The sequence below is a fragment of the Candidatus Arsenophonus nilaparvatae genome (assembly GCF_045346035.1).
GTDB lineage: Bacteria > Pseudomonadota > Gammaproteobacteria > Enterobacterales > Enterobacteriaceae > Arsenophonus > Arsenophonus nilaparvatae.
This window is the reverse complement of sequence record NZ_CP158507.1, coordinates 1,602,393-1,623,655: the sequence shown is the minus strand read 5'-3', so window position 1 is coordinate 1,623,655 and position 21,263 is coordinate 1,602,393. Positions and strand designations below refer to the sequence as shown.

At 37.3% G+C, this 21,263-nt stretch carries 30 protein-coding genes and 2 pseudogenes; 17 read left to right on the top strand and 15 right to left on the bottom strand.

Annotated features, from left to right (window positions below):
- Nucleotides 1–37 precede the first annotated feature (37 nt).
- Nucleotides 38–679: pseudogene (locus tag WH390_RS07925) on the top strand (IS3 family transposase); the annotation flags it as partial.
- 495 nt (nt 680–1,174) lie between these two features.
- On the opposite strand, the gene WH390_RS07920 reads toward WH390_RS07925, so the two are convergent.
- The 8 genes from WH390_RS07920 to WH390_RS07885 form a co-directional block, all read right to left on the bottom strand.
- On the bottom strand, nt 1,175–1,369 hold the full coding sequence (locus tag WH390_RS07920) for a TraY domain-containing protein (protein WP_032115170.1): 195 nt from the start codon (nt 1,367–1,369) through the stop codon (nt 1,175–1,177).
- A gap of 109 nt (nt 1,370–1,478) precedes the next feature.
- Nucleotides 1,479–1,769 carry a hypothetical protein gene (locus WH390_RS07915; RefSeq protein ID WP_032115171.1) on the bottom strand — a complete coding sequence of 97 codons (291 nt, stop codon included), beginning with the start codon at nt 1,767–1,769 and terminating at the stop codon, nt 1,479–1,481.
- 47 nt (nt 1,770–1,816) lie between these two features.
- Nucleotides 1,817–2,347, bottom strand: coding sequence for a helix-turn-helix transcriptional regulator (locus WH390_RS07910; protein ID WP_406850555.1), 531 nt, complete (start codon nt 2,345–2,347; stop codon nt 1,817–1,819).
- Nucleotides 2,348–2,432: 85 nt separating this feature from the next.
- Nucleotides 2,433–2,780, bottom strand: a complete 348-nt coding sequence (locus tag WH390_RS07905) for a helix-turn-helix transcriptional regulator (RefSeq protein WP_052044847.1) — start codon at nt 2,778–2,780, stop codon at nt 2,433–2,435.
- Nucleotides 2,781–2,782: 2 nt separating this feature from the next.
- Nucleotides 2,783–3,178, bottom strand: a complete 396-nt coding sequence (locus tag WH390_RS07900; RefSeq protein WP_052044848.1) for an autoinducer binding domain-containing protein — start codon at nt 3,176–3,178, stop codon at nt 2,783–2,785.
- Between the two features lie 218 nt (nt 3,179–3,396).
- Complete coding sequence (gene trfA / locus WH390_RS07895) at nt 3,397–4,089, bottom strand: plasmid replication initiator TrfA (protein WP_032115219.1); 693 nt, start codon at nt 4,087–4,089, stop codon at nt 3,397–3,399.
- A gap of 13 nt (nt 4,090–4,102) precedes the next feature.
- Nucleotides 4,103–4,315 carry a hypothetical protein gene (locus WH390_RS07890; RefSeq protein ID WP_406850554.1) on the bottom strand — a complete coding sequence of 71 codons (213 nt, stop codon included), beginning with the start codon at nt 4,313–4,315 and terminating at the stop codon, nt 4,103–4,105.
- A 199-nt stretch (nt 4,316–4,514) separates the two neighbouring features.
- A complete protein-coding gene (locus WH390_RS07885) occupies nt 4,515–4,691 on the bottom strand; it encodes a hypothetical protein (RefSeq protein ID WP_187290943.1) in 177 nt (58 codons plus the stop codon).
- Nucleotides 4,692–5,397: 706 nt separating this feature from the next.
- On the opposite strand from WH390_RS07885, the gene WH390_RS07880 reads away from it, so the two are divergent.
- The gene (locus tag WH390_RS07880) at nt 5,398–5,670 is read left to right on the top strand and encodes an HU family DNA-binding protein (protein WP_032115172.1); all 273 of its coding nucleotides are present in this window, start codon (nt 5,398–5,400) and stop codon (nt 5,668–5,670) included.
- A 411-nt stretch (nt 5,671–6,081) separates the two neighbouring features.
- Here WH390_RS07880 and WH390_RS07875 read toward each other — a convergent pair.
- The 5 genes and pseudogenes from WH390_RS07875 to WH390_RS07855 form a co-directional block, all read right to left on the bottom strand.
- Nucleotides 6,082–6,300, bottom strand: a pseudogene (locus WH390_RS07875) (Tn3 family transposase); the annotation flags it as partial.
- Between the two features lie 247 nt (nt 6,301–6,547).
- Nucleotides 6,548–7,765 carry an IS91 family transposase gene (locus WH390_RS07870; protein WP_032114512.1) on the bottom strand — a complete coding sequence of 406 codons (1,218 nt, stop codon included), beginning with the start codon at nt 7,763–7,765 and terminating at the stop codon, nt 6,548–6,550.
- A 398-nt stretch (nt 7,766–8,163) separates the two neighbouring features.
- The gene (locus WH390_RS07865) at nt 8,164–9,705 is read right to left on the bottom strand and encodes an AIPR family protein (RefSeq protein WP_052044850.1); all 1,542 of its coding nucleotides are present in this window, start codon (nt 9,703–9,705) and stop codon (nt 8,164–8,166) included.
- A 51-nt stretch (nt 9,706–9,756) separates the two neighbouring features.
- On the bottom strand, nt 9,757–10,101 hold the full coding sequence (locus tag WH390_RS07860) for a hypothetical protein (protein WP_032115173.1): 345 nt from the start codon (nt 10,099–10,101) through the stop codon (nt 9,757–9,759).
- Between the two features lie 445 nt (nt 10,102–10,546).
- Entirely contained in the window at nt 10,547–11,176 is a 630-nt protein-coding gene (locus WH390_RS07855) for a LexA family transcriptional regulator (protein ID WP_026824110.1), read from the bottom strand.
- Nucleotides 11,177–11,280: 104 nt separating this feature from the next.
- Here WH390_RS07855 and WH390_RS07850 point away from each other — a divergent pair, with 104 nt between their 5' ends.
- On the top strand, nt 11,281–11,493 hold the full coding sequence (locus WH390_RS07850) for a Cro/CI family transcriptional regulator (protein ID WP_026824109.1): 213 nt from the start codon (nt 11,281–11,283) through the stop codon (nt 11,491–11,493).
- 159 nt (nt 11,494–11,652) lie between these two features.
- Here WH390_RS07850 and WH390_RS07845 read toward each other — a convergent pair whose 3' ends face one another.
- Together WH390_RS07845 and WH390_RS07840 are read right to left on the bottom strand one after the other, a co-directional pair.
- Nucleotides 11,653–11,955 (bottom strand): hypothetical protein, encoded by a 303-nt coding sequence (locus WH390_RS07845; RefSeq protein WP_052044852.1) that lies wholly within the window; start codon nt 11,953–11,955, stop codon nt 11,653–11,655.
- A gap of 427 nt (nt 11,956–12,382) precedes the next feature.
- Nucleotides 12,383–12,787: a helix-turn-helix domain-containing protein gene (locus WH390_RS07840; protein WP_032115174.1), complete on the bottom strand. Its 405-nt coding sequence runs from the start codon at nt 12,785–12,787 to the stop codon at nt 12,383–12,385.
- Nucleotides 12,788–12,890: 103 nt separating this feature from the next.
- Here WH390_RS07840 and WH390_RS07835 point away from each other — a divergent pair, with 103 nt between their 5' ends.
- From WH390_RS07835 to WH390_RS07770, 14 genes are all read left to right on the top strand, one after another.
- Nucleotides 12,891–13,127 (top strand): YdaS family helix-turn-helix protein, encoded by a 237-nt coding sequence (locus WH390_RS07835; RefSeq protein ID WP_032115175.1) that lies wholly within the window; start codon nt 12,891–12,893, stop codon nt 13,125–13,127.
- Nucleotides 13,128–13,234: 107 nt separating this feature from the next.
- Entirely contained in the window at nt 13,235–13,606 is a 372-nt protein-coding gene (locus tag WH390_RS07830) for a hypothetical protein (protein ID WP_032115176.1), read from the top strand.
- 66 nt (nt 13,607–13,672) lie between these two features.
- A complete protein-coding gene (locus WH390_RS07825) occupies nt 13,673–13,840 on the top strand; it encodes a DUF2740 family protein (RefSeq protein WP_148305543.1) in 168 nt (55 codons plus the stop codon).
- A complete protein-coding gene (locus WH390_RS07820) occupies nt 13,837–14,841 on the top strand; it encodes a hypothetical protein (protein ID WP_052044853.1) in 1,005 nt (334 codons plus the stop codon). Before WH390_RS07825 ends, WH390_RS07820 begins: the two co-directional genes overlap by 4 nt.
- Before the next feature lie 339 nt (nt 14,842–15,180).
- Complete coding sequence (locus tag WH390_RS07815) at nt 15,181–17,067, top strand: toprim domain-containing protein (RefSeq protein ID WP_032115222.1); 1,887 nt, start codon at nt 15,181–15,183, stop codon at nt 17,065–17,067.
- Nucleotides 17,068–17,104: 37 nt separating this feature from the next.
- The gene (locus tag WH390_RS07810; RefSeq protein WP_032115177.1) at nt 17,105–17,356 is read left to right on the top strand and encodes a DUF1187 family protein; all 252 of its coding nucleotides are present in this window, start codon (nt 17,105–17,107) and stop codon (nt 17,354–17,356) included.
- Nucleotides 17,357–17,375: 19 nt separating this feature from the next.
- A complete protein-coding gene (locus tag WH390_RS07805; protein ID WP_256379508.1) occupies nt 17,376–17,510 on the top strand; it encodes a hypothetical protein in 135 nt (44 codons plus the stop codon).
- 5 nt (nt 17,511–17,515) lie between these two features.
- On the top strand, nt 17,516–18,307 hold the full coding sequence (locus WH390_RS07800) for a hypothetical protein (RefSeq protein WP_052044854.1): 792 nt from the start codon (nt 17,516–17,518) through the stop codon (nt 18,305–18,307).
- Entirely contained in the window at nt 18,307–18,750 is a 444-nt protein-coding gene (locus WH390_RS07795; RefSeq protein WP_032115178.1) for a recombination protein NinB, read from the top strand. Before WH390_RS07800 ends, WH390_RS07795 begins: the two co-directional genes overlap by 1 nt.
- The gene (locus WH390_RS07790) at nt 18,751–19,209 is read left to right on the top strand and encodes a hypothetical protein (protein ID WP_032115179.1); all 459 of its coding nucleotides are present in this window, start codon (nt 18,751–18,753) and stop codon (nt 19,207–19,209) included.
- Nucleotides 19,210–19,293: 84 nt separating this feature from the next.
- On the top strand, nt 19,294–19,641 hold the full coding sequence (locus WH390_RS07785; RefSeq protein WP_052044855.1) for an antiterminator Q family protein: 348 nt from the start codon (nt 19,294–19,296) through the stop codon (nt 19,639–19,641).
- Nucleotides 19,642–19,883: 242 nt separating this feature from the next.
- Nucleotides 19,884–20,210: a BRO family protein gene (locus WH390_RS07780; protein ID WP_052044856.1), complete on the top strand. Its 327-nt coding sequence runs from the start codon at nt 19,884–19,886 to the stop codon at nt 20,208–20,210.
- Nucleotides 20,211–20,295: 85 nt separating this feature from the next.
- Complete coding sequence (locus WH390_RS07775; protein ID WP_052044857.1) at nt 20,296–20,646, top strand: hypothetical protein; 351 nt, start codon at nt 20,296–20,298, stop codon at nt 20,644–20,646.
- Nucleotides 20,647–20,879: 233 nt separating this feature from the next.
- Nucleotides 20,880–21,233 (top strand): hypothetical protein, encoded by a 354-nt coding sequence (locus tag WH390_RS07770; RefSeq protein WP_032115180.1) that lies wholly within the window; start codon nt 20,880–20,882, stop codon nt 21,231–21,233.
- The last annotated feature ends 30 nt before the right edge of the window (nt 21,234–21,263 follow it).

Genomic DNA, 21,263 nt, shown 5'->3' with positions numbered 1-21,263 from the left:
ACCATTTTTTATACAAAAAAATCTTTTTAGATACTAGGATTGTTTCCTCAGTTATAAAATATCAAACATCATGAAATTAAATCAATTAGTTGCAATTAGACCAACGAAAAAGCATTACTATCCCTCATCGGGTAACGAACATCGATATGCCCCTAATTTGCTTAAACGACAATTTTCCCCTCAACAGCATAATCACTATTATGTCGGTGATATCACGTATATTAGATATCACTATGGGTGGAGCTATTTAGCTTGCGTGTTAGATTTAGCCACCAAAGAAGTTATTGGTTATGCCTTATCAACAAAACCGGATACGAAATTAGTGAAAGAAGCCTTAGATAACGCCATTGAACGGCAATTACCGGATACGACAAGTTTGATGTTCCATTCAGATCAAGGTTGCCAATATTCATCGGAGGAGTTTAGGGCGCACCTCTTTGAACGGAAAATAACTCAAAGCATGAGTCGGCGAGGTAATTGCCTCGATAATGCCGTGATGGAAAGATTTTTTAGGAGTTTAAAGACAGAAAAGCTTAACCATTTATCGTTTATGAATCATCAATCTGTTGTCTATGAAGTTGAAAATTACATTCAGTTTTATAATTATTATCGACGCCATTCAACAATTGGTTATTTAACGCCACATCAAAAATATCATGAACTAAAGAATGCCGCTTAGATCTTCTACAGAATTTGTTGACCATTACAGCCCCTTCTTTGCTTGATTCTGCTTTCCTGTCATGGGCTTTTAATTCGGGCGCTAAGTCATACCAAGCAACAGGTAGTTCTTCATCTAGACGACCTTCAAAATCAAACCCTTTAGGGATATTACAAAAGTTCATGGCGGCTTGATTCATATAAACAAATCGAGATTCTGTGTCTTTAATTCCCCAAGGAAGCCCAGATCGCTCCATGATTGCTATCAATGGAATTTGATTTAATGAATCCAATGACAATATGTTTTTTTCGGTATCTTTGGTTGTTATCATTTCAAGCCTCTTTTATCGGGAATCGTGCATTTTTATGAATAACAAGCGTTATTGCTCCTATTACTCTTTAAACGTAGTCGCCAGAAAAAAAAGCGGGTACAGTATTTTCTACGGTATTTTTCTTAACTTTGTAACAAAATATTTCAGAAAAATCACACCTAACATTATCTTATCTGCTATATTTTTTAATTATGCTCTCTAAATCGTCGACCTTCTGTTGCAATATCCGGAAAGTTCTTTAAATGGTCAAAAAGTCGAATGGTCGCCTCTTGTGTTTTGCTCCGTCTGGAACGAGCAGCCGCTTGAGATAACAAGCGATTCATTTCAGGTGTTAACTCCACTACCGTCGCTACCGATGAAAACGTTTCATCCTTCTTCATAGGGTTTTTGTATCCTTAAAATCCAGTATGACTTTTGTGTAAAGTATAAAAGAATAAAGGAGCTTGAATAGCCCCCTCGTAGGGGGCTTTATTTTCATTATCTGAAATTTTAATTTGAAAGATTTTTTGTCATTTCTAACAAAGCACCTGGGCAAAATGAGAAGATAAAAAGTCTTTTATCTACAAGCGCCTCTAACTCTTTTTGGGAAAAAACATTCAGCTTTTTTTTTATTTTGGACAACTCCTTCTTCAAAGAGTCATGTCTTATGCTTTTCAATCTAGCAATATCTTTTGGAGAAAAATGCATTCTTATCCATAAGACGGTGTCAACTTGATTGTTTGATAACTCAGGAAATACTGGATAAAATAGAGAAAAATAACCCCTATCAACATTACGCATTATTAATTAGCTCCTTAACTATTCGATTAAAAACCAGAGCAATAAGCTCAATTAACCGTTTTGGAACTAATACGTTGTCTGCCAGAAGACAGTAGTTCAGAAGGAATATAGCGCTCAAAGCCTTTCGATTTACCAAATGCCCTTAATTGGCAACCTGAATGCACATCGGCTTTTTGATAGATAATATTTAAATGATTGCGTGCTGTTCTCGTTCCGATATCTAATCGTCTTGCAATTTCTTTGAGACTTAATCGCTGCATCATAAAAAATAGAATTTGCCACTCTTTAGCAGTAAACAGTTTGCTTGGTTTTTCAGTAGTAACCGCATAAGGCTGCATGCCATCGACATAATCCAGCGGCGACAAAAACAAGAACTCGTGGGCGTGGAAGAAAGTGCCAAGATAGCCATTTTCACTACAAAAAAGCGGTAAAAAATGGAATTGCCAAACTTTGGGCGCTTTGTTGTAATCAGATGGCAAATGGCATATTACGAAAAATGGGGATCTTTCAATCTGTACTTTTTCTATCAATGTTTTCATTTCAGGAGTACGGATTAACTTAAAAAGTAAATCTGTCATTTTGGCATCAGTCTGAATTTTTCCTCGCTATTGCTAAAACCACAGGGAACATTAGCGCTCAACGAAAGTTTAATCATCTCAGGTTTCATGCACCACCCCCAAGTCTCTTGATAAGGCCGAGTTCAGCACTGACTCTTATCGCTTGTTTCGCGTTGCATACGCCCAGTTTTTTCACTACGTTGCTCATATGAAATTTAACTGTGCCTGTTTTAATACCTAATATCATCGCGATTTCAAGATACGTTTTTCCCAAACTCACCCAGTAAAGGATTTCATTTTCCCTCGGGCTAAATATTACCGTCGCCTTTTTACCCTCATTGCTGCGTTCGGTATAAGCGTCAATCAGTTTGTTGTGCGTGACCATCAGCAACATTTGCAGTTTTTCTTTGATTTGTGTTTCCAATTCAGGGGAATTTTGCTCATCGACTATCACATTTAACCGCGCCAAATAGTGGTTGAGGTCATGAAAGATGAAAGTATGACCACCACAACAATCACAATTTTTGTGGCATTCACTATCTTTTTTAACGTCAATTTCAAATTGATGAGAATATTTTCATCCCAAAAAAACGGTAAAGTCCGGTTTAATGATTTTTTAATCAGTGGGTCAACATACTGGTAGCTTTCTGCTTTGTAAATTTCAACCCATTCTTCGGGATAATTTGACAAACAAAAATAACGGTTCGGATTATTTTTATCCATGACAGAATAGGAGTATTTCAACGTGCCAATTTTATTAATTTCGCGCTCCAAAGAAGAGTTGATGACATAATTAATCTCTTTGTCATTCAAAAATAAATTCGGTGGGTTGTTTGAAGTTAAATATTTCATACCTCACCTCCAATACTACGAAGGTACTGACGCTGACGGGTTGTAAGGTATTTCGATGTGAGAGCAAAGCTCAAAAGCTGCTCGATTGATATGCCGCACGCTTTCATTATGCGTGCAATATGCGTACTATTTCGCATAGTCCGACTCCTAGCGTTATTAGGGTTTGGGTTAGCTCTTTGTGCGTGCTAGTTACACGTATAAAGAGCGTTATTTTTATTTCAATGTTTCTTAAGTATTACCTTATCTGTGTTATCAATTTCATATAACCAACAAGTAACAGCAGATAATTCGTTCAAAGATTTTTGTAATATCTGCCTAAATTTATATAATTCTTTTATTTCGCTACTACACAATTCTTTCAGTGTCGCTACTTTTACGGGAAACGGCTTAGCATGACTGCTGTAAAAACCATATAACCACTGAGTCAAAGGTTTACCTTTAAGTTTGAGTCTTATTTCTTTAGTTATTCCTGTCCAACCTGCATCACCAAAACAGGCTGATATTTTAGGATTTAGCGCCAAGCAATTTTCCCCTGTTTTCTCATCTCGGTAGATTAAATCAATAATACTACCGATATAAGTATATTTACCGTCAGAAATTTCAACCGCATTGGCTTTTAAACGTAGGAGGCTATTCTTCAGCCATTCATGATCTGATTTACCTGTATTCCGCTGTATTGAAAGCAAAAAATTATGAGCTGCAAACCGAACCGTATACCCTAGAGGAGAATCCTGACAACGTTGTAAACATTCTAGCCATACATCCAAATCCGACTGATCTAATTGTTCACCTGTAAATTTTACGGTGTAGCCATTTAGTGTAGTTTTCAGAACATTTTTTTCATATTTCCTAGAACCTCTTTTTACAACACCAAACAAAGCACTGCGTAATACCACATTCGGTGCAGGTATCTGTGTTTTTTTACTAATGGGTAAGTATTTTTTTATTTTCTTCCTTAGAAATAGTATTAAGAGATTGAGAATTCATTGTTGTATTTGGTATTGGTGATGCTGATAACTCATCTTCACGGTTAAGGATCGCATTAATTTTATCAGCAACCCTATCAGGAGACTTATTTTTTCTCTCCATAATGCGTTTACCAATGTCATCCCAACGAGATTTCACGTTTTTGCTCACATAACCTCCGCTCGTAATGTCGTCAGTATGTACAACAATAATGCAAACGCATCCCCACGCATTGTAAAAAAACGCAGAGTAACTTCTTTACATAACCTTTTATAAACACTTATCATGTTCTTTGCAGACATATCAATATTCCTCTATTGATGTAGATGCCTAGTGTTGCCCTGCGTTCTTGTCTGGATAAGGGCAACACTTATTTACTTGATTTTTCTTTTATCTCCAATTTCAGCAAAAAATTTCTGACACCATTAACAGAGGCCATTTCTTTTTTGTTTTCTGCAAGCCAAAGAGCAATGTTTGCATAGCTAACTCCTTCATTTCTCAACCTAACTATATCGTTTTCATAATCTGCATATTTTATTCTTTTCAATTTTCCCCCATAATGCAAAACTTACACTTACACTTACACTTATATAGTGACCAATAATTCCTGTCAACATTTTTTCAGATATATATTTCCCAATAAAGCACGGGATAGCAGGTAGGGTGGCACGGGATAGCAGGTAGGGTGGCACGGGATAGCAGGTAGGGTGGAACAATTACTAAAAAAAATTGACATGTAAATAGCTTTAACTAAAAGCAGTTATAAAAATAAAAAATAAATAAATACAATAACTTATATTCGTTCAATGAAATAAATTGGAAGGTAATCTTTTAACCGAGTAATTTTATAAATTATTGATTTTAAAGATAAAAAGCCCCAATAGGGAATTATATAACTTATTGAAAATAAAGGAAAAAATAAAATAATAAATCCACAAAAAAAGCTAGCTAATCTTTTTTAATCAAAAAAATATAATCTTTTTTAATCGGCGAACCCCCTGTGGATAACTTTTCTTCTAACAAAAAAACCAAACCAAAAAATATGCTGCTACTGAGTGCCATATTCCTTTTTAACAAATGTGATATTCCGCTTCCTCGTCTGCTCACTCGCTACGCTCGGTCACAGACTTGCGTCGAGCGGTGGGATTTTAATTAAAAATATTTTTTGAGTTAAATTAGCCTGAAACATTGCACTATCCTGTTGCTCCGGCTAGCATCACTAGAATTAACGTATTTATTAATTCAGGCACAACATGAACAAAACAGAACTCATCAATCAAATCGCTGAAAAAGCTGACTTAACCAAAAAAGATTCAGAAAAGGCGCTTAATGCATTCCTCGGAACGGTGACAGAAGAACTAAAGGCAGGAAATGACGTACAGCTAGTTGGCTTTGGTAGCTTTCAGGTTAAGCGCCGCGCAGCCAGAGATGGACGAAACCCCAAAACAGGCGATGCTCTTAAAATTGCTGCTGCAAACGTACCGAGTTTTAAAGCGGGTAAAACTTTGAAAGAAGCGGTCAAATAACCTGACCGAAAAAGATGTACGAATTAAAACAACTGTACGAAACGTAATTTAACCTATTTTTGTACAGGTGTTTTGTGGAGTGTCCGAAACCGAACGATTTTGTACATCAAGAATCACCTATCAGAAACTGAAAATCGTTAAATCCAATCATTTTTGAAAATTAAAACAGAAATACCCGTCATAACCATCACTAAAACGCTCTGTAATCCATTCTAAGCAACTTTCTCGATAAAAACGTAAATTCGTACAACTAAAATTTTATCGGTTCTCAAAATGCGTTATCGGGCGTTTTAACTTTAATGCTAACGTCAAACGCAGTATCAAAACTGCACAAATTTCCCTAAAACACCTATTCAATCAATTTCTGGTAAACTTATAGGGGTCCCCTCAGAAAACGGAAAAAATTGTACGCTAAGACCCGTTGAATCGACGTAATGCCCTGAATTTACTCGCTCCTACTTTAGAACTATTTTTCCAGACGTAATCCCCTGTCAAATTAATATGCTCCCATCCAAGAGGAGATAAATATTTTAGGTGTTCCTCCTCTACAAATTGTCCATGAGCACGTAATGAGTTGATCGCTCTCTCCAAGTAAACCGTATTCCACAATACGATGGCGGCAGTCACTAGAAATGTATAAGAATTTTAAACAAAATGTATAAGAATTTCAAAAATAATTTATAAACAAAATGTATAAGAATTTCAAAAATAATTTAACGAAAAATTAACATTAATTATTAAGCAGCATAACGGGTATCAAACGTGATTTTTTTCTTTTTGAGGCGAGAGAAAGATTTGTCAATAAGCGGTAATGATGTTTTTATGAACAATATGAGTTAACTTTGTACAATTGAGTGGATTTTAAGTAGATCTCCCCTTACCCCAAAAAGGGGACGTAACGCATTCGAGCAATCTCTAAAGCATGATCGACTAATTGAGCTATCCTCAATCCTTCGATAAAACGAGAAAATTTCATCCTGCCACCACAAAGAATGCAACTAAACGGATCGACTCCTAAAAACCGCTGGCTTAGCAGGGTAAAAGTCATCGAACGTTTTCTTTTGAATGCCGATTGTCCCACTGCTTTTCTAACAATATCGAGTAATTTTCCCACCACTCGATTTGCCAAAAAACCAAAATAACGGATCATCCGAAAATGTTTCTCGGGGATCTGTTTGATAAGCCGTAAAATTAATTCTTTCTGGGTTAAATCTAAATTTTTATAATGACCGGTATTATGGTCGAAAAACCGCAACGTAATGCGACTTCCTCCATCATAATGCGCTAGCCTTGCGCCAGAGACTGGCGGTTTCTTCAGGTAACGCCCAATATACTTTGCTGTTTTTTGGGCATTGGATGTCGGGTCGGCAAAATAAACATGCCAATAATCTTTACCTTCAGCATTTTTCCCTGCATTCAGAATAAACCGCTTCCACTCATCATAATCTCTTATGTGCTGTAAACTTTCAGGTAGGTAAATTTTCCCCCAGACAGAAAGAAGATATTGTCGAATATTCCACATCCAACGTTTTCTGACTTTAGCGAGGTCAAATTGCATCGACTTCCATTTTTCATTTTGATTGATGCCGCCCATTGTCCATGAGAGATGAATATGCGTGTTCCAGTTTAGTTTTCTCCCATAGGTATGTAGCGCACCAAAAATACCCATTGTTAATCCCCGTTTTTTTGCTGCATAAAGTAAATTGTCCGCAGCAAACGGGAACAGTTTCCCTAGTAACCATCGATTCAATTCAAAGAGAAGCCAAAGACTATCCGGCATCGTAAACGTACCATGTTGCCATTCGACATCCGGTAAACGCATTATATTTGTGTCTATCCAAGTATCCGTGGCTTTTGTTCCACAGGATGGACAACCTCGTCCCTTGCAGGTAAAACAAACTAACTTCTGATGAGCACAATCTTCATTTTCACAACAGTATTGACGGAACCCCATCATCGTTGTGCCACAGGCTAACATTTTTGTTACCACCTCGATTTCAATATCTCTCAGTTGGGTAGTTTCCATGATCGCCGCCCATGCATTATTCCGCTCAAAAAGCAATTTTAACGGTTTGGGTTGAAAATCAGCTCTCATCGGGAAGTTAACTCACGGAAAAAAGAAACGAAATTAGCCATTTAACGATTAATAACTGTCATGTTTTAGGGTGAAAAAATAATCAATTTTAACGTTGCAGGATTATTTAACCAAATCTTATTTAACTAACCGACAAAACACGCTATAAAACGTCCTGTATCACTTTTTATGAAGAGATATACGATGGGTAATAGGGAATGATAGGTTTTTTTATTTGATAGCCTTAAAATCAATTACAGGCGGTTTTTTTTATGTCTGTACTTACTGGTTATCGATTTGCAGCCGTAGGCTGATTCGTTCTTTATCTATATCAGATATAATGATTTTTTCATTTTTGTTTATTCGTTTTACTAGTTTTAATAAAGTTATGGCAGATAAAACCCTAGAACCATGAACTATTAAATTCTTTTTCTTGCCAGTATTATTTTTTCATTTTCTTTTAAGTTATTTTCCAACAATCTAAAAGATGAGACGGCATTAATTATCATTAATCCTGAAATAGATGAATTAAAAATACTTTTATATAAGTTACTATTTAGGTTTTCAAAAAACTTTCCTCTATATAATTTTAATGCTGATAAAATAACATGATTACAAGTTAAACATGCGAGGGCATTTAGAGCTTCATCCATATCTATGTTTTTTTCTGATATACTATAATCGGTTTCTGAACGAAGAAGAATGTAAGTATATCCTTTAATTGCCATTTCATTGGCTAATCTCTTTTGTTCTGAATGTTGTGCAGCAAAATCTCTCCCTGTGACTCGGTTTTGGTGATTATTAGCTCTAGTAATTTTATTTGACATTTCATCAGAATCATAATTTTCTAACTTTATAAATCTAGCAATAATTTTTATTCTGGAAAGATGCTCCAATGATAAATGAGATAATGTTCCTATTGTGCTTACTGTTTGAGCACGATTAATTACACTAATATTTTTGAAGTTAAATGTCTTTAGATGGATAGTTCTGATCGTATTTCTTTTGTGTGGTATTATTTCATTTACAAGTAAAGTAATTCCATTATTAAAATACCAAAAATTTTCTGGTTCTAAAATAGCTGTTTGCTTTATAGCATCATTAACTTCTGTTTTACCAAGCAGATTTCTTATATTTCTTTTAAATAGTTTTGAACCGTATTGTTTATACCATTCATATATTTGATCACCCGTTAGCGTGCCATATATCGCTTGTTGATTTTCATCTATTTTCCCACATTGAATTAATTCAACACCTTTTAAGTCTATTTGTTGTGATGTTCCATCTCGCAACCATTGTTGAATATCTTCTGCTGAAATTAAATGAATTTGAAATGGCCAATCTTCTTCCGGAGTATTTTCTTCCATTAAAGATTCTTTATTTAAAGAATTTTGCCAAGATTGCATATCTTCTAGAATAATAGAAGCGGCACCTTTCTTTCCTGTATGGATCATGGCAAATTTAAATTTATATTCTGAATCTTCTAAAGCGATTATTATATCTTTTTGTTTTTGTACTAAGAATGTATCAAATCTACTGAAATTTTCTGATAAGAGATGATCTGCCGCATCTTTAAATGATAAAAAATCGCTTTTATTCCATGTGTTTTTGCCAGATTGGTTAAATTTACTTTGAACAACTACAACTAATTTTTCAATATGATTGACACAAATAGCATCTATACCACCGTCTGTTGAACTATCACACACAGACTCACCAGCAATTTCATCGTCAACATTGGCTAATTGAGAAATACAAAAAGCAGCAATTGCTCTTGATGTCATTTTTACTTCGTAATCAGATTGTTCTTTTATACATTCTCTATTATGAATGTATGGTTCAAAACGATTTTTCAAGGTATGGCCTATTCTTTTTGCCAAAACTGATGAAGTGGATGATGCATTAATAATATTATCTTCATGCTTTAGATTGTGAACTAACATTAATTTTTGCCTGCTCATTAATTTTTCCTTCAATGATATATTATATTTAATGTCAGTTCGAAATTAACTTCAAAATTTTGCCGTCATATCTCCAGACATCAAAATAGTACAGTAACGTTTCGATTTGACTGAATACAAAGCCACTTTTGGCAAACAACAATTATCAAATGAGTCATAAACTTTAGTCGGACGAATTGATATTGCTATTTCAACACGACTCATCACTTTTCTTTTTAGTGAAAGAGCAGGGCGTTTAGTGTTGGGTGGTGTTTGTTGCTGAGAGGGTTTACTTGGATTTAAGGCTGCTTTCAGTGCCATATTAAGTGCTTTGTTATAGTCGTAAGCTACTTGTTTGGCTTTTCTGCGCTCATGTCTACGACGGCGAGCATTATCATAACCATGAAAGTTACACATATTACCTCCTACAATGGGTTTTGGTGGTGTGTGCCGGAGGTGTCCGGATTATATTTACAGTCATATTGGTAGTTCCCTGGTGTTGGTTTGAACTTAATGGCTGTATTTTGGTTATTTCACACACCCCAAAACCAAATGTTTGGGTGTTTTATGGTTACGCTTTTTCAGCGAAAGAGTGTTAAAGAGCGGTACTGCATAACTGTCGTCACTTGCCTTCATGTTCATACGCCTCAGGCTGGCTACTTAGCAACGTCTGGCAAATTTTTAGATAACTCATGGTATTGTCTGGCGTTTGCCTGTTGCAGTGAGTTGATGGAATGTAGTTTAGATAACAAAACTTACTGTGTCAATATATGTTTTATTAATTAAACTTTAGGCAGGCAGTTTATGTTAAAAGAATTTTAGATTTGATTTTTTAATTCAGTGAGTTATTGAAAAGAATTGATTACACAAGATCAAACTCAATACGAGTTCCAACACCAATGATATAATCTAAAGTGTCAATTTGAATAGGTTTGTAATTGGGATTTATAGAAACAAGATAAATATTTGGTCCGTCTATAATTAATTTTTTTATTATAATGGCATCAGAACTAGGTAAATGGGCAGCCACTATAAGACCACTGCTAACTTTATATTTCGGATCAATAATTAAGAACGCTCCTTCAGGAAGGGAAATCCCTGAACCAGTTGTACTTACCATAGAATCCCCTTTAATTTGAACCGCAAAACAAGAGTTATTGGTATTAGACGAAGTTTCTATCCAATGATCATTATTCATAATACTATCACTCCATGTTACTGCCTGCTCAAGTGATAGTAGTGGTATTTTTTTCATTTTATTATGATAGGGTATTACTTCATCATTTAACTCACCTTCTAATAACCATTTTTCACTCACTTTAAGCACGTGGGCTAAAGCAGCCACATAATCTGCTGACGGTTTATTCCCGCCATTGACCCATTGACTCACCGCTCCTTTAGAGGCTTTAGTAGCTTTGACAATGTCTTTGTGTTTTAGCTTTAATTGTCGCATGCGTAAGATGATGCGTTCATTAATAGTTGTTTTTTTCATGTTTATATTATTAAACATTTTTAGTTTTGAATATTGATCATATTTGTTTTGTTGTGTAAACTTTCTGGCATAGCTAAATCTCCTGTGGATGGAAATCCGTTTTTATGCTTAAGAAAAATGTGATTGATTATTTTGGAGGTACGGTTGCTACAGCAAAAGTTCTTAACATTTCCAAATCTACAGTTAGTCTTTGGGGGGAAGTTATCCCTTGGAAATATGCCCTTTTAATTGAAAAGTTGACTAAAAAGAACCTAATGCTTGAGGCTGACCTCTATCAAAATAAAACAATAAGAACTCTGAAAAATAATTCGCTTTGATTTTATTAATGGATTGTTTTAAACAATAACCGCTCTTTAACAACCTGGCCTCCCTGAAATTGGGAGATTTCAAATTCCCAGCCCATCGGGAGGGAAAGCTATTATCTCAAACTTATGGACTAAGTGTAGGATAAGATTGCTGCAAAGACTATCAAATTGTTATGCAATTCTTAATTTGCGGGTTTTTGAGTATTTTCTTGCAGAATAGAGATAAGTATTCGGTAAGCAACAGTTATCAAACGAAGGCTGAGGTTTCTTGTCTTTTAGATTGAGAGTGAGTGATGCAAGGGTATTAACGGTATCATCTTGCTTGTTGAATATGGAATCAAGGATTTTCTTTGTAGAACGTGGCTTGGGCTTAGCTTCATATTCAGCGCGTTTTCTATCCCAAAATGCCATTTGTTTTGCCAGGCGACGAGATTTAACATTGTCTTTTTTAGGTTTAAAGATAATGGTTGCCATTTTGTTACCTCCTAAATAAGTTTTAGTGGTGTGTGCCGAATACTTTCGGTTTGTACTCACAGTCTGTTTATTCCCTGGTATAAAACCGAGATTTGAGTGTTTTTTATATTCACACACCCCAAAACTCACTTGGTGGTGTTGCTCTAACGCTTATTCAGAGCTTGATTCCAATATGTTAAAGAGCGAGATGACTTAGTTACTGATGGCTGCACTTGCCTTCATGTTCATATGCCTCAGGCTGGCTACTTGGCAACGTCTGGCAAGGTTTCAGATAACTCGGAGTATTGTCTGGCGTCTGCCTGTTGCAGTGAGTTGATGGGATATAGATTGCAAGAAAATATTGTAAATTGCAAGTGTATTTTCAATTAAAAATTGAAAATTAAGTTGAGCAAAACTCAAAAGAGAGTTTATTTATTTGATAATTAGATTATTTTTTTCCGCGAGCTTTAGCAAGTTCTTCAAATAATTTATCATAATGACGCTGTTTTTCATGAAGAGAGTCAATTAGTAAATTCTTTTCACTTTCAGGGAGCTTTTCAAACAATTCAATAAGAATTTTATGTTGTTCTGATAATTTTGCGGATTTTGTTACATTCGAATGAGATGCTTTTTCTTCAGCTTCATCCATGAAAAACCAATGAGGCGGGAATCCTGTAATTTCTGATAATTTTTTTAAATTAGTTCCTCTAGGTGAACTAATGCCTTTCACCCACTGTTGAATAGCTTGTGGGCTAATACTTAGCCTCCTTGCTAAGTCTGACTGGCTCCAGCCATTCTTTTTTAACACCTGAATAATTCTCAGGGATGAATTTATGTTTTTTTGATCTTTCATAAAATTATTTTACAACATTTCCTTGTAATCTTCCCTGAAAGAATTTCTTGATTTTTTAATTTTTTCTTGTAAATTAATAAATCTCTATATTGAGGGCTGCTTTATGGATAAAAACATTAAGAAACGTATAGCTGGAATAGCTAGTCAAACTGAAATTGCAAATTTTATAGGCCATGAACCTCAAGCTATAAGTTCATGGTTTAAAAATGGCGTACCTCCTAAAAAAATTCTTCGCTTATGTGAAGTTTTAGAGTGGCAGATCACTCCCCATGAGTTACGCCCTGACATTTACCCAAACCCAACAGATGGTATACCCGCCGAAAAGCAAAATACCATCTAAGTAAGACCGTTCTTTAACATTTTGACTCGCTCTGAATATGCGTTAGAGCCGCCACAACCTCATAGGAATATCGAGGTAGGGAATTTTATTACTTAAGGATTATAACCATGGAATATTCAAATACTATTAAAATCACCTGCAAACCTGAGCATTTAGAATCTTACTTCTACCAGAAGATGGCATCAGAAGGGGGTAATAACGGGTTTGCTAAATCACTAGGAATTCATCCATCAACAGCGAGTCGGGATAAAACCAGAATCTTTAAATTAGCCTGTCAGGTCGTTTCAGAATACGGCTTGCCAAGGCATGTGGTGAGTGTGCCTGATTCATCGACACAGGAGCTTGTTATTACGAATATATCAGGTGAAGAAATACGCAAGCTGATAGACATGCTGGAGCATTTGAGACTGCCAAAAAAAGAAGCTTCAAGGTTAAAAAACGATGAAGCTTCAGAATGTCAGATCGAGTGTTGTATTTAACTAGTATTTCAAGGAGAAGGGAAACGCCAAATTTCCCTTTTTTCTTTCAATTTCAGCGAGGTCATTATGCCAAAAAAGCTACGATTTTACCAGTCAAATATCCATAAAAACATTATTCGAGAGAGGGTCAATCGCTCTTTCACGGAGTTAGCCGCCAAGAAGCTAAAAGCCGCATTTGAAGATGCAAAATTAAGGCTTAAACATCGTCAAGAATCAATTAGAGGTAATCAATGAAACATCTTACTCCAACCGAGACCGTTAACCAAATTGGGCGTATAAATCTGTCTGGTAATGTTATCCCTGCTAACTGGTGGCATCACATCAAAATGCCAAGTGGAAAACCTGATAGCACCGCTATTGTTTTACTGTCTGAAATTATTTACTGGTATCGTCCAACTGAAATTAGGGATGAGTCTACGGGTGAACTGACAGGATGGCGCAAGCGTTTTCAGGGTGACAAATTACAGCGTAGCTATCAATCTTTTGCTGATCAGTTCGGATTTACAAAACGAGAAGTGACTGATGCCTTAAAACGATTGAAATCGCAAGGTATTATTACACTAGAACTCCGTACAATTAATACTTCAACCGGGGCTTGTTGTAATGTTTTGTTTATTGAACCTGTTCCTGCACGCATTGATGAGATAACTAACGCTACACAATTGGTTAATAATCAACCTGAACTAAAACCAGTTTCTGTAATAGCTCCTACGAAAAAACGTAATAGGGGTTACGTTGAAACGGAATACCCCCTACGAAAAAACGTAACACCCCCTACGGCTAAACGTGATACGTATACAGAGACTACTACAGAGATTACTACAAAGAATAAAAACATATTGATCGAACCCGTTCGATCTGAGGTTGAAAAAACAGAATCTGAAATCACAACAGCAAATCAAAATACAATTGATTTAGCGTTTGAAGGCATATTCTGGCCACAGGTTCAACGAAAGGTGGGTAAGCAATCAGCTAAGTCAGCATTTAAAACTCAATTCAAGTTGTGGCGGAAAGAGATAGGTGAGACAGCGGAACAGTTTGCCGAATTTCTTGTGGCTGATATTCGTGCGAGGTTACAGGCTAATCAGTTTGGCTTTGAAAAGTTACATCCTGCCACTTACCTCAATGGCAAACGCTGGCTGGATGATAAACCGGTAATACAATCACATTCACCAAAACCTCAAACAACCACCACATCAACGTTTACTGTTAGCAACGGCTTGGTATTTTTCTGATGATGGAAATATATCTGCCACGGAAACGCCAAATTTTATAAAAATCTAAAATTCAATCTCAATTTGCTATTCAGATACCCTTTAAAACGCTCTGTAATCCATTCTAAGTTGTTTTCTCGATTTAAACGTAATTCGACCACTAAAATTTTATCGCTGCTCAGAATGCGGTATGGAGAGCTTTAGAGAAATTAAGTTTGAGTGGCCTAAAAATTAATTTTTTGAGTTATTCATCATGAAATCAATTATCAAATCAATACTCATCCGTGGGCACAACCACGGCTGGCTAAGTGCTGGCATTGTGCAATACGGGTTCAATAGATTCAATCTGAGGGAAGCATGATTACCATTACAGAATTATCTGAGCGCTTATGGCTTGATGTTGTCAGAGTGGCTAACTATCTCTTACCTCAAGGCAAAAAAGAGGGGTATGAGTGGGTGGCTGGCTCTGTGCAGGGGGAACAGGGGAAAAGTTTAAAAGTTAATCTGTCTGGCAAAAAGGTTTGGTCAGATTTTGCTGAGGGAACAGGGGGAGATTTACTCGATTTGTGGGTGCAGGTCAGGGACTGTAGTTTGCATCAGGCGATGGCCGAAGCAAAACAGTTTCTTGGGATAGCGGATGAATCCGGTGCATTTGAAGCAAAACGGAAAAAACAGTTTAAACGCCCACAACCCGCATCATTGAAGAAAACCGTCCGTAAACCACAAGACTGTTACGAATATCTTCAATCACGAGGCATAGACCGCAAAACGGCAGAAGAATTTCAGGTCAGCGATGGGATTGTCTGGTCACCTGAAGATAACAGGGAATTACCCGCTATAGCGTTCCCTTACAAGCGAGAAGGCCAACTGATACAGGTAAAACGCATTAGCACAGTCAGACCTCATGGGAAAAAGGTCATTTCAGTTGAAGCGGATTGTGAACCTTGTTTGTTTGGCTGGCAGGCGTTGCCTAAAGCGATTCGTGCAGTCATATTGTGCGAGGGTGAAATTGATTGCATGAGCTATCATCAGTACGGGTTAAGCGCATTGTCGGTTCCTTTTGGTGGAGGCAGTGGGGCAAAACAACAATGGATTGAGTATGAATTTCATAACCTTGACCGCTTTACTGAAATCTGGTTGTCGATGGACAATGACGAAGTGGGGCAACAAGCAGCCCTGGAAATTGCTCGTCGATTAGGGGAATATCGGTGTCGTTTAGTTAAATTGCCCCACAAGGACATTAACGAATGTTTACAGGCTGGCTTGACACAGCAGGAAATTGTACACTGCCTTGAAACAGCCGCTTATTTTGACCCAGAAGAACTCTGCACAGCGAGAGATTTTTATCAGAGCACGCTTGATGCATTCTACGGCAGAGAGGAATATTTGTTCAAGACACCTTGGGAGTCATTAAATCGACATTTCAGTTATCGTGAATCTGAGTTAACGCTACTCAATGGGGTTAATGGGCACGGTAAGAGTGAAATATTAGGGCATATTCTGTGTGAAGCGATGCGTCAGGAAATCAGGGCTTGTGTTGCTTCATTTGAGTTAAAACCCGCAACGTTTTTAAAGCGTCTAACCCGTCAAGCAACCTGCACTAAATTACCCTCACAATTAGAAATTGAGTCCGCTTTTAAGTTTTATGATGATAGGCTCTGGTTATTTGGTTTAACAGGGACAGCGAAATCATCACGATTACTGGAAATCTTCAGATATGCAAACCGCCGATATGGTATCAATCTGTTTATCATAGATAGCCTGATGAAATGCGGGCTTGCCGATGATGATTACAATGGGCAAAAAGCCTTCATGGATGCATTGTGTGATTTTAAAAACAAAACCTCAAGCCACGTTATTTTAGTGACACACAGCCGTAAATCGGAAAGTGAAGAAAAACCCACAGGGAAAATGGACGTAAAAGGCTCGGGTTCTATCACTGACCTTGCCGATAATCTTTTCATCATCTGGCGAAATAAGCGCAGAGAGCGAGCGTTACAGAAGCTAGAGGCCAGTCAACTATTAACTGAAAAAGAGCGGGAGTATTTAAAAGAGCCGGCTTCCATATTGTGTTTAGAAAAACAGAGAAACGGGGAAGGATGGGAAGGAAAAATTTCGTTGTATCTGGACAAGCAAGCCCATCAATTTTTGGCAGAAGAAAATACAAGTCCATACAATTATATCGCCAACATGCCAAACAGTGATTATGACCAAGTTTGGATGAACAACAATGTCTCTAGAGATTAAACCCAGCTTCAATATCTTCGAATAATCAGGAAACCCAATGAAATACCAAATCGAAGCAACCATTGTTAAGGATGGTGGCCAGCCTGTGCATTGGTATCGCTTTAGCGACAAAGCACTATCAGAACAGGATTGCCTGAAAATGTTATCCCAGCCTTCCATGTTTAAAATGCAATTTAGAAAACTGGATTACTACTGGACTGTTGGTAGTGACAAGGCTGGAAATCGTGGCAAATTGCCAAAAGTGTCAATAGAAAATTTCACCTGTACTCCGCTAAATCCCACCAAATAAAAATCAAACAGGCAAAAATATGAACATTCAAGGCATGGCAAATCGCTGTGAGGGACATCTTTGTGCCCAAAGTGAGGACTTCGATATATTTAACCCCGAAAAGCGGTTATTTCAGGCAACTGGTCAGTCATTAACGATGGTCTCTGCACATTAACGGATTTGGGACTAAGACACGATGGTAATGGGTTAGTCTGGCTAAACTCTGGGATTTCCGTTCATGAGGCAGATAGCGATATCGGACTGACAGGTCAGGATAAGCAATCTTATGATTATCATTCAGAGGTGCGCACAACTAATCAATTGAAAAATAATGATTATTATGAATTTGTGCAGCCCAAAGATATTGATAGTTATGCACTGAATATTATCTGCAAAGTCAGTAAGAATTTTACTGAACGTAAAGACGGTTCACCTTTGGCTACCTTTGCGTTGTTGATTGACCAACAAGCACGGAAACAAGCGGTCGATAATTGGACGCTGTACCGTCATCCGAAGCAAGGCGATAAATACACGATTCTAAATAAATATCATCATCGCGGATTGATAAAAATCTATAAGGCTAAAGACTGGCAAGCTGAACCGCTACGATATACCGGGAATTTAATTCGTAATGACGCGGAATTTAGCAAACTAATGAAGCGACTTGGTTATATCAAAGTACGTACCAGAAAGATAACCGGCAAGCTCAATGATTTTTGGATTTACCGATGTAAAGAAAAAACACTCAAACAGGTGCGCACAAAAGAAACATTTAAAAACAATAAGTTAATACGATTTGTGCAGTATGTAAATCAACCAATGAAAGCTTTTAAACATATTCTCGTCGATGGCAAATACTACTATGTCTATGAAGACCATATCCATTTTTTGACAAAAAAGCGTCAACGGATAGCGGGGAAACAGTTAACCGGTTATACCGCTAAAGGCGTGGAGATGAGAGAGATTAGGTGATGGAAGACAAGCTACTCTTCCACGAATCAACGAAAAAATCCGTCTGGCAAACCTTAAAAGCTATTCTCGCAACAAACCAACCGCATCAACTCATCATCAAGCCCTACAAGCAAACCAGAAGCCTGTCTCAAAACTCACTTTTTCATTTATGGGCATCTGAGATAAGCAAATATCTGTGTGCTAACAACGCTAACTTTACCGCTGAGCAGGTGAAGGAAATGCTGAAACATACATTTCTCGGTTATGAAGTGGTAGAGCGTATTGATGTGACCACACAGCAGTCAGAGCGCGTCAGGACGCTTAAGAGGACATCAAAGTTAGATACGGGTGAGATGCATGTTTTTATGCAAAAAGTGGAATGCTGGGCGATTGGCGTACGTTGTTTCGTGACAATACCGGAAAGCTCGGAGTATATGAAATTAAAACAGGCGCAGGAAAATTAAATGGCACTAAAAAGAGATAAATACGACGCCGTGTTCTCTGAATTAGTCCGCGAAAGAACAAACTGGATATGCGATTATTGCGGACGATATTTTCAGCATGAACGCGCTAAGCTGCACTGCTCACACTTCAAATCAAGGCGACACAAAGCCACCCGTTATCACCCCTTAAATAGTTTTTCGCACTGTATAGGCTGTCATCGTAAGTTAGGTGAAGACCCATACGAGTTTACCGCGCATGCAGAAATAACTTATGGCGAGATGACCATTGCCAAAATAGCTATGCTAGCAAATACAACTGTCAGACTAAAATCAGGTGAGATGGACGAAATTTACCGTCAAATGAAAAGTGAGCTAAAACGAATGAAAACGATGCGACTGCAAGGTTTTTCAGGGCGTATTGAGTTTTTCTTACCGGATTGGTATCAGGCAGGTATTACCTTTCGAATGGCGAAGAAATAACCCATACACATTAAACCACCATTAGACATTCAAAGCAGGGCATTGAAACCATGCCCCTATTCATATTTTATTGCCGGAGGAGAGATGAGTAGGCACGTAAAAGATTTACTCGAAGGATGGGGAAACTGGAGCATGAGCCGCATTGGAACCGAGTACAAAGGTATGTCTTCCATTGCTCCTGTTAAATTCGATGATGACAGACCTTGGTTAAGCGATGAAGAAGGCGAAATTGTTGATAAGGCCGTAGCAGGATTAAAGAAATATGACATCGACGGATACAATATTATTTGCTTACACTATCAGCATCATATTTCATGCCGGATGATAGCTAAAAACTGGAAGAAAAGACCCGATTATATCACGGCTTACATGGGTAGGGCTGAATCCTACATAGCGGGCACTGTTCACACACTCCTTAAAGCAACAAATTGACAATACCGTATAGACTATCGTATGCTGACCGTACTGAATACATAAGCGGTCATCCGCACCCGATAGCCATGCGGCTTTTTTATGTCCGTAATACGGCGTAATCACATCCGAAGGCCGGGTGGAGAGGCGTAATAAAATACTCGAAAGGGGAATATGCCCGGAGCGTCTTATGTAGCTCAGTTGACACCTGGCTACCAGTTACTAACTGGTAGTTGTAGACTAAATACATAAGGAGGCCGAACATGGCTGCTTTATCAATCTCATTTTCTTTCAAAGAAACTCATAATGTACGCATAAAAATAATTGATGCTGAACCGTGGTTCTGTCTTAAAGATGTTTGTGAAGTTCTAACGATCACAAATTCACGACGTGTAGCTTCTGAAGTAATAGATCAAGATGGGGTACGCAAAACGTACATCACTGATTCTATCGGAAGAGAACAAGAAGCAGCATTTGTGAATGAACCTAATTTGTACCGTGTGATTTTTCGCAGCAATAAACCTGAAGCAAAACAATTTCAAGATTGGCTTCTTCAACGAAGTTCTTCCATCTATCTGCAAAACGGGTAAATATGAACATCCTAAACATCAGCCAGAAGCGAGAGAATTACTAACCGCAGATGATACTTCACATCTTTCTCGTTTAATCTGGACAATGGCTAACGGCTTCCGATTTAAGCGTTCGTGGACGCAAGGTATCTGGTATGCGCTCCGTCATGCAACAGGTGTGGAGTCACCTCAAAACTTTGAAGTTAACCAAATACCGATAATCGCAAAAGAATGCGAAAAGATTTATAACTTCACTAATGGCGTTAAAGAAGCTACTTATGAGGCAGAGAAACAGGCCGTAAGGCGAGTGCTGCGCAAACGTGAAGATGCAGACAAGGTGTTAACTGAGATGAAACAATTACTTGAAGAGAGTTATCAGCAACAGACTCTCGTTCTGGCAGATACACTAACACGTTGGCAACAAGCGGAAATCCAGCAATTTCTACAGCGACGTTAAATACTGATCTAATACTCAGTAAAATGCTTGACTGTCCGTACATCCGTACAGTATTATATGCTATAGTAGCGCAAAGCTATCGAGTTAGCGCTTAAATTATATTAGAGCCTCGCTTTTTGCGGGGCTTTTTGTTATTGAATTATTAAAATCCTTGAAAATATCTCTCATATGTTTTTTTAATCATATTGTTACACTAATGCTTTAAGTGGTAATTTTCATGAGGAATTTTAATTATGAATATAAGCCCAATTTGCCCCAGTTCATTTAAATCCATATCATCAGTGGAATCATTGTCAAAAAATGACAAAGATGAAGCATCTTTAGCAAGGAATATTGATAAGGTTATTAGTAATAAGCATATAAGATTTGATAATATTCCAGTTACTTATCTTTTTAATGCAAAAAAAGAAGATAATAGCGGAAGTGAATTATCTCTTTATCAAAAAGAATACAGACGCGCTGTAGATAAGCAAGCAAAAATATATGGGCTGAGGGTTGCATTTGGACATGGTGACCCAGCTAAAGATCCCTACCCTTATAACCATGAGGTTGGTTTGAGAAATATGGTTAAATGCTCTATTACTTAATTGTTTTTTTAGTTAATTTTACTTTTAATG

Excerpts from the sequence above, each read along its gene's own strand:
- WH390_RS07865 (WP_052044850.1), bottom strand. The coding sequence starts at position 9,705 with ATGAGCAGGCAAAAATTAATGTTAGTTCACAATCTAAAGCATGAAGAT.
- WH390_RS07780 (WP_052044856.1), top strand. The coding sequence starts at position 19,884 with ATGGCTGCTTTATCAATCTCATTTTCTTTCAAAGAAACTCATAATGTA.
- WH390_RS07840 (WP_032115174.1), bottom strand. The coding sequence starts at position 12,787 with ATGAAAGATCAAAAAAACATAAATTCATCCCTGAGAATTATTCAGGTG.
- WH390_RS07910 (WP_406850555.1), bottom strand. The coding sequence starts at position 2,347 with ATGACAGATTTACTTTTTAAGTTAATCCGTACTCCTGAAATGAAAACA.
- WH390_RS07810 (WP_032115177.1), top strand. The coding sequence starts at position 17,105 with ATGAAATACCAAATCGAAGCAACCATTGTTAAGGATGGTGGCCAGCCT.
- WH390_RS07850 (WP_026824109.1), top strand. The coding sequence starts at position 11,281 with ATGCTTAAGAAAAATGTGATTGATTATTTTGGAGGTACGGTTGCTACA.
- WH390_RS07835 (WP_032115175.1), top strand. The coding sequence starts at position 12,891 with ATGGATAAAAACATTAAGAAACGTATAGCTGGAATAGCTAGTCAAACT.
- WH390_RS07845 (WP_052044852.1), bottom strand. The coding sequence starts at position 11,955 with ATGGCAACCATTATCTTTAAACCTAAAAAAGACAATGTTAAATCTCGT.
- WH390_RS07825 (WP_148305543.1), top strand. The coding sequence starts at position 13,673 with ATGCCAAAAAAGCTACGATTTTACCAGTCAAATATCCATAAAAACATT.
- WH390_RS07880 (WP_032115172.1), top strand. The coding sequence starts at position 5,398 with ATGAACAAAACAGAACTCATCAATCAAATCGCTGAAAAAGCTGACTTA.
- WH390_RS07855 (WP_026824110.1), bottom strand. The coding sequence starts at position 11,176 with ATGAAAAAAACAACTATTAATGAACGCATCATCTTACGCATGCGACAA.
- WH390_RS07830 (WP_032115176.1), top strand. The coding sequence starts at position 13,235 with ATGGAATATTCAAATACTATTAAAATCACCTGCAAACCTGAGCATTTA.
- WH390_RS07900 (WP_052044848.1), bottom strand. The coding sequence starts at position 3,178 with ATGAAATATTTAACTTCAAACAACCCACCGAATTTATTTTTGAATGAC.
- WH390_RS07770 (WP_032115180.1), top strand. The coding sequence starts at position 20,880 with ATGAATATAAGCCCAATTTGCCCCAGTTCATTTAAATCCATATCATCA.
- WH390_RS07870 (WP_032114512.1), bottom strand. The coding sequence starts at position 7,765 with ATGAGAGCTGATTTTCAACCCAAACCGTTAAAATTGCTTTTTGAGCGG.
- WH390_RS07820 (WP_052044853.1), top strand. The coding sequence starts at position 13,837 with ATGAAACATCTTACTCCAACCGAGACCGTTAACCAAATTGGGCGTATA.
- WH390_RS07790 (WP_032115179.1), top strand. The coding sequence starts at position 18,751 with ATGGCACTAAAAAGAGATAAATACGACGCCGTGTTCTCTGAATTAGTC.
- WH390_RS07795 (WP_032115178.1), top strand. The coding sequence starts at position 18,307 with ATGGAAGACAAGCTACTCTTCCACGAATCAACGAAAAAATCCGTCTGG.
- WH390_RS07860 (WP_032115173.1), bottom strand. The coding sequence starts at position 10,101 with ATGTGTAACTTTCATGGTTATGATAATGCTCGCCGTCGTAGACATGAG.
- WH390_RS07915 (WP_032115171.1), bottom strand. The coding sequence starts at position 1,769 with ATGCGTAATGTTGATAGGGGTTATTTTTCTCTATTTTATCCAGTATTT.
- WH390_RS07920 (WP_032115170.1), bottom strand. The coding sequence starts at position 1,369 with ATGAAGAAGGATGAAACGTTTTCATCGGTAGCGACGGTAGTGGAGTTA.
- WH390_RS07785 (WP_052044855.1), top strand. The coding sequence starts at position 19,294 with ATGAGTAGGCACGTAAAAGATTTACTCGAAGGATGGGGAAACTGGAGC.
- WH390_RS07805 (WP_256379508.1), top strand. The coding sequence starts at position 17,376 with ATGAACATTCAAGGCATGGCAAATCGCTGTGAGGGACATCTTTGTGCC.
- WH390_RS07775 (WP_052044857.1), top strand. The coding sequence starts at position 20,296 with ATGGCTAACGGCTTCCGATTTAAGCGTTCGTGGACGCAAGGTATCTGG.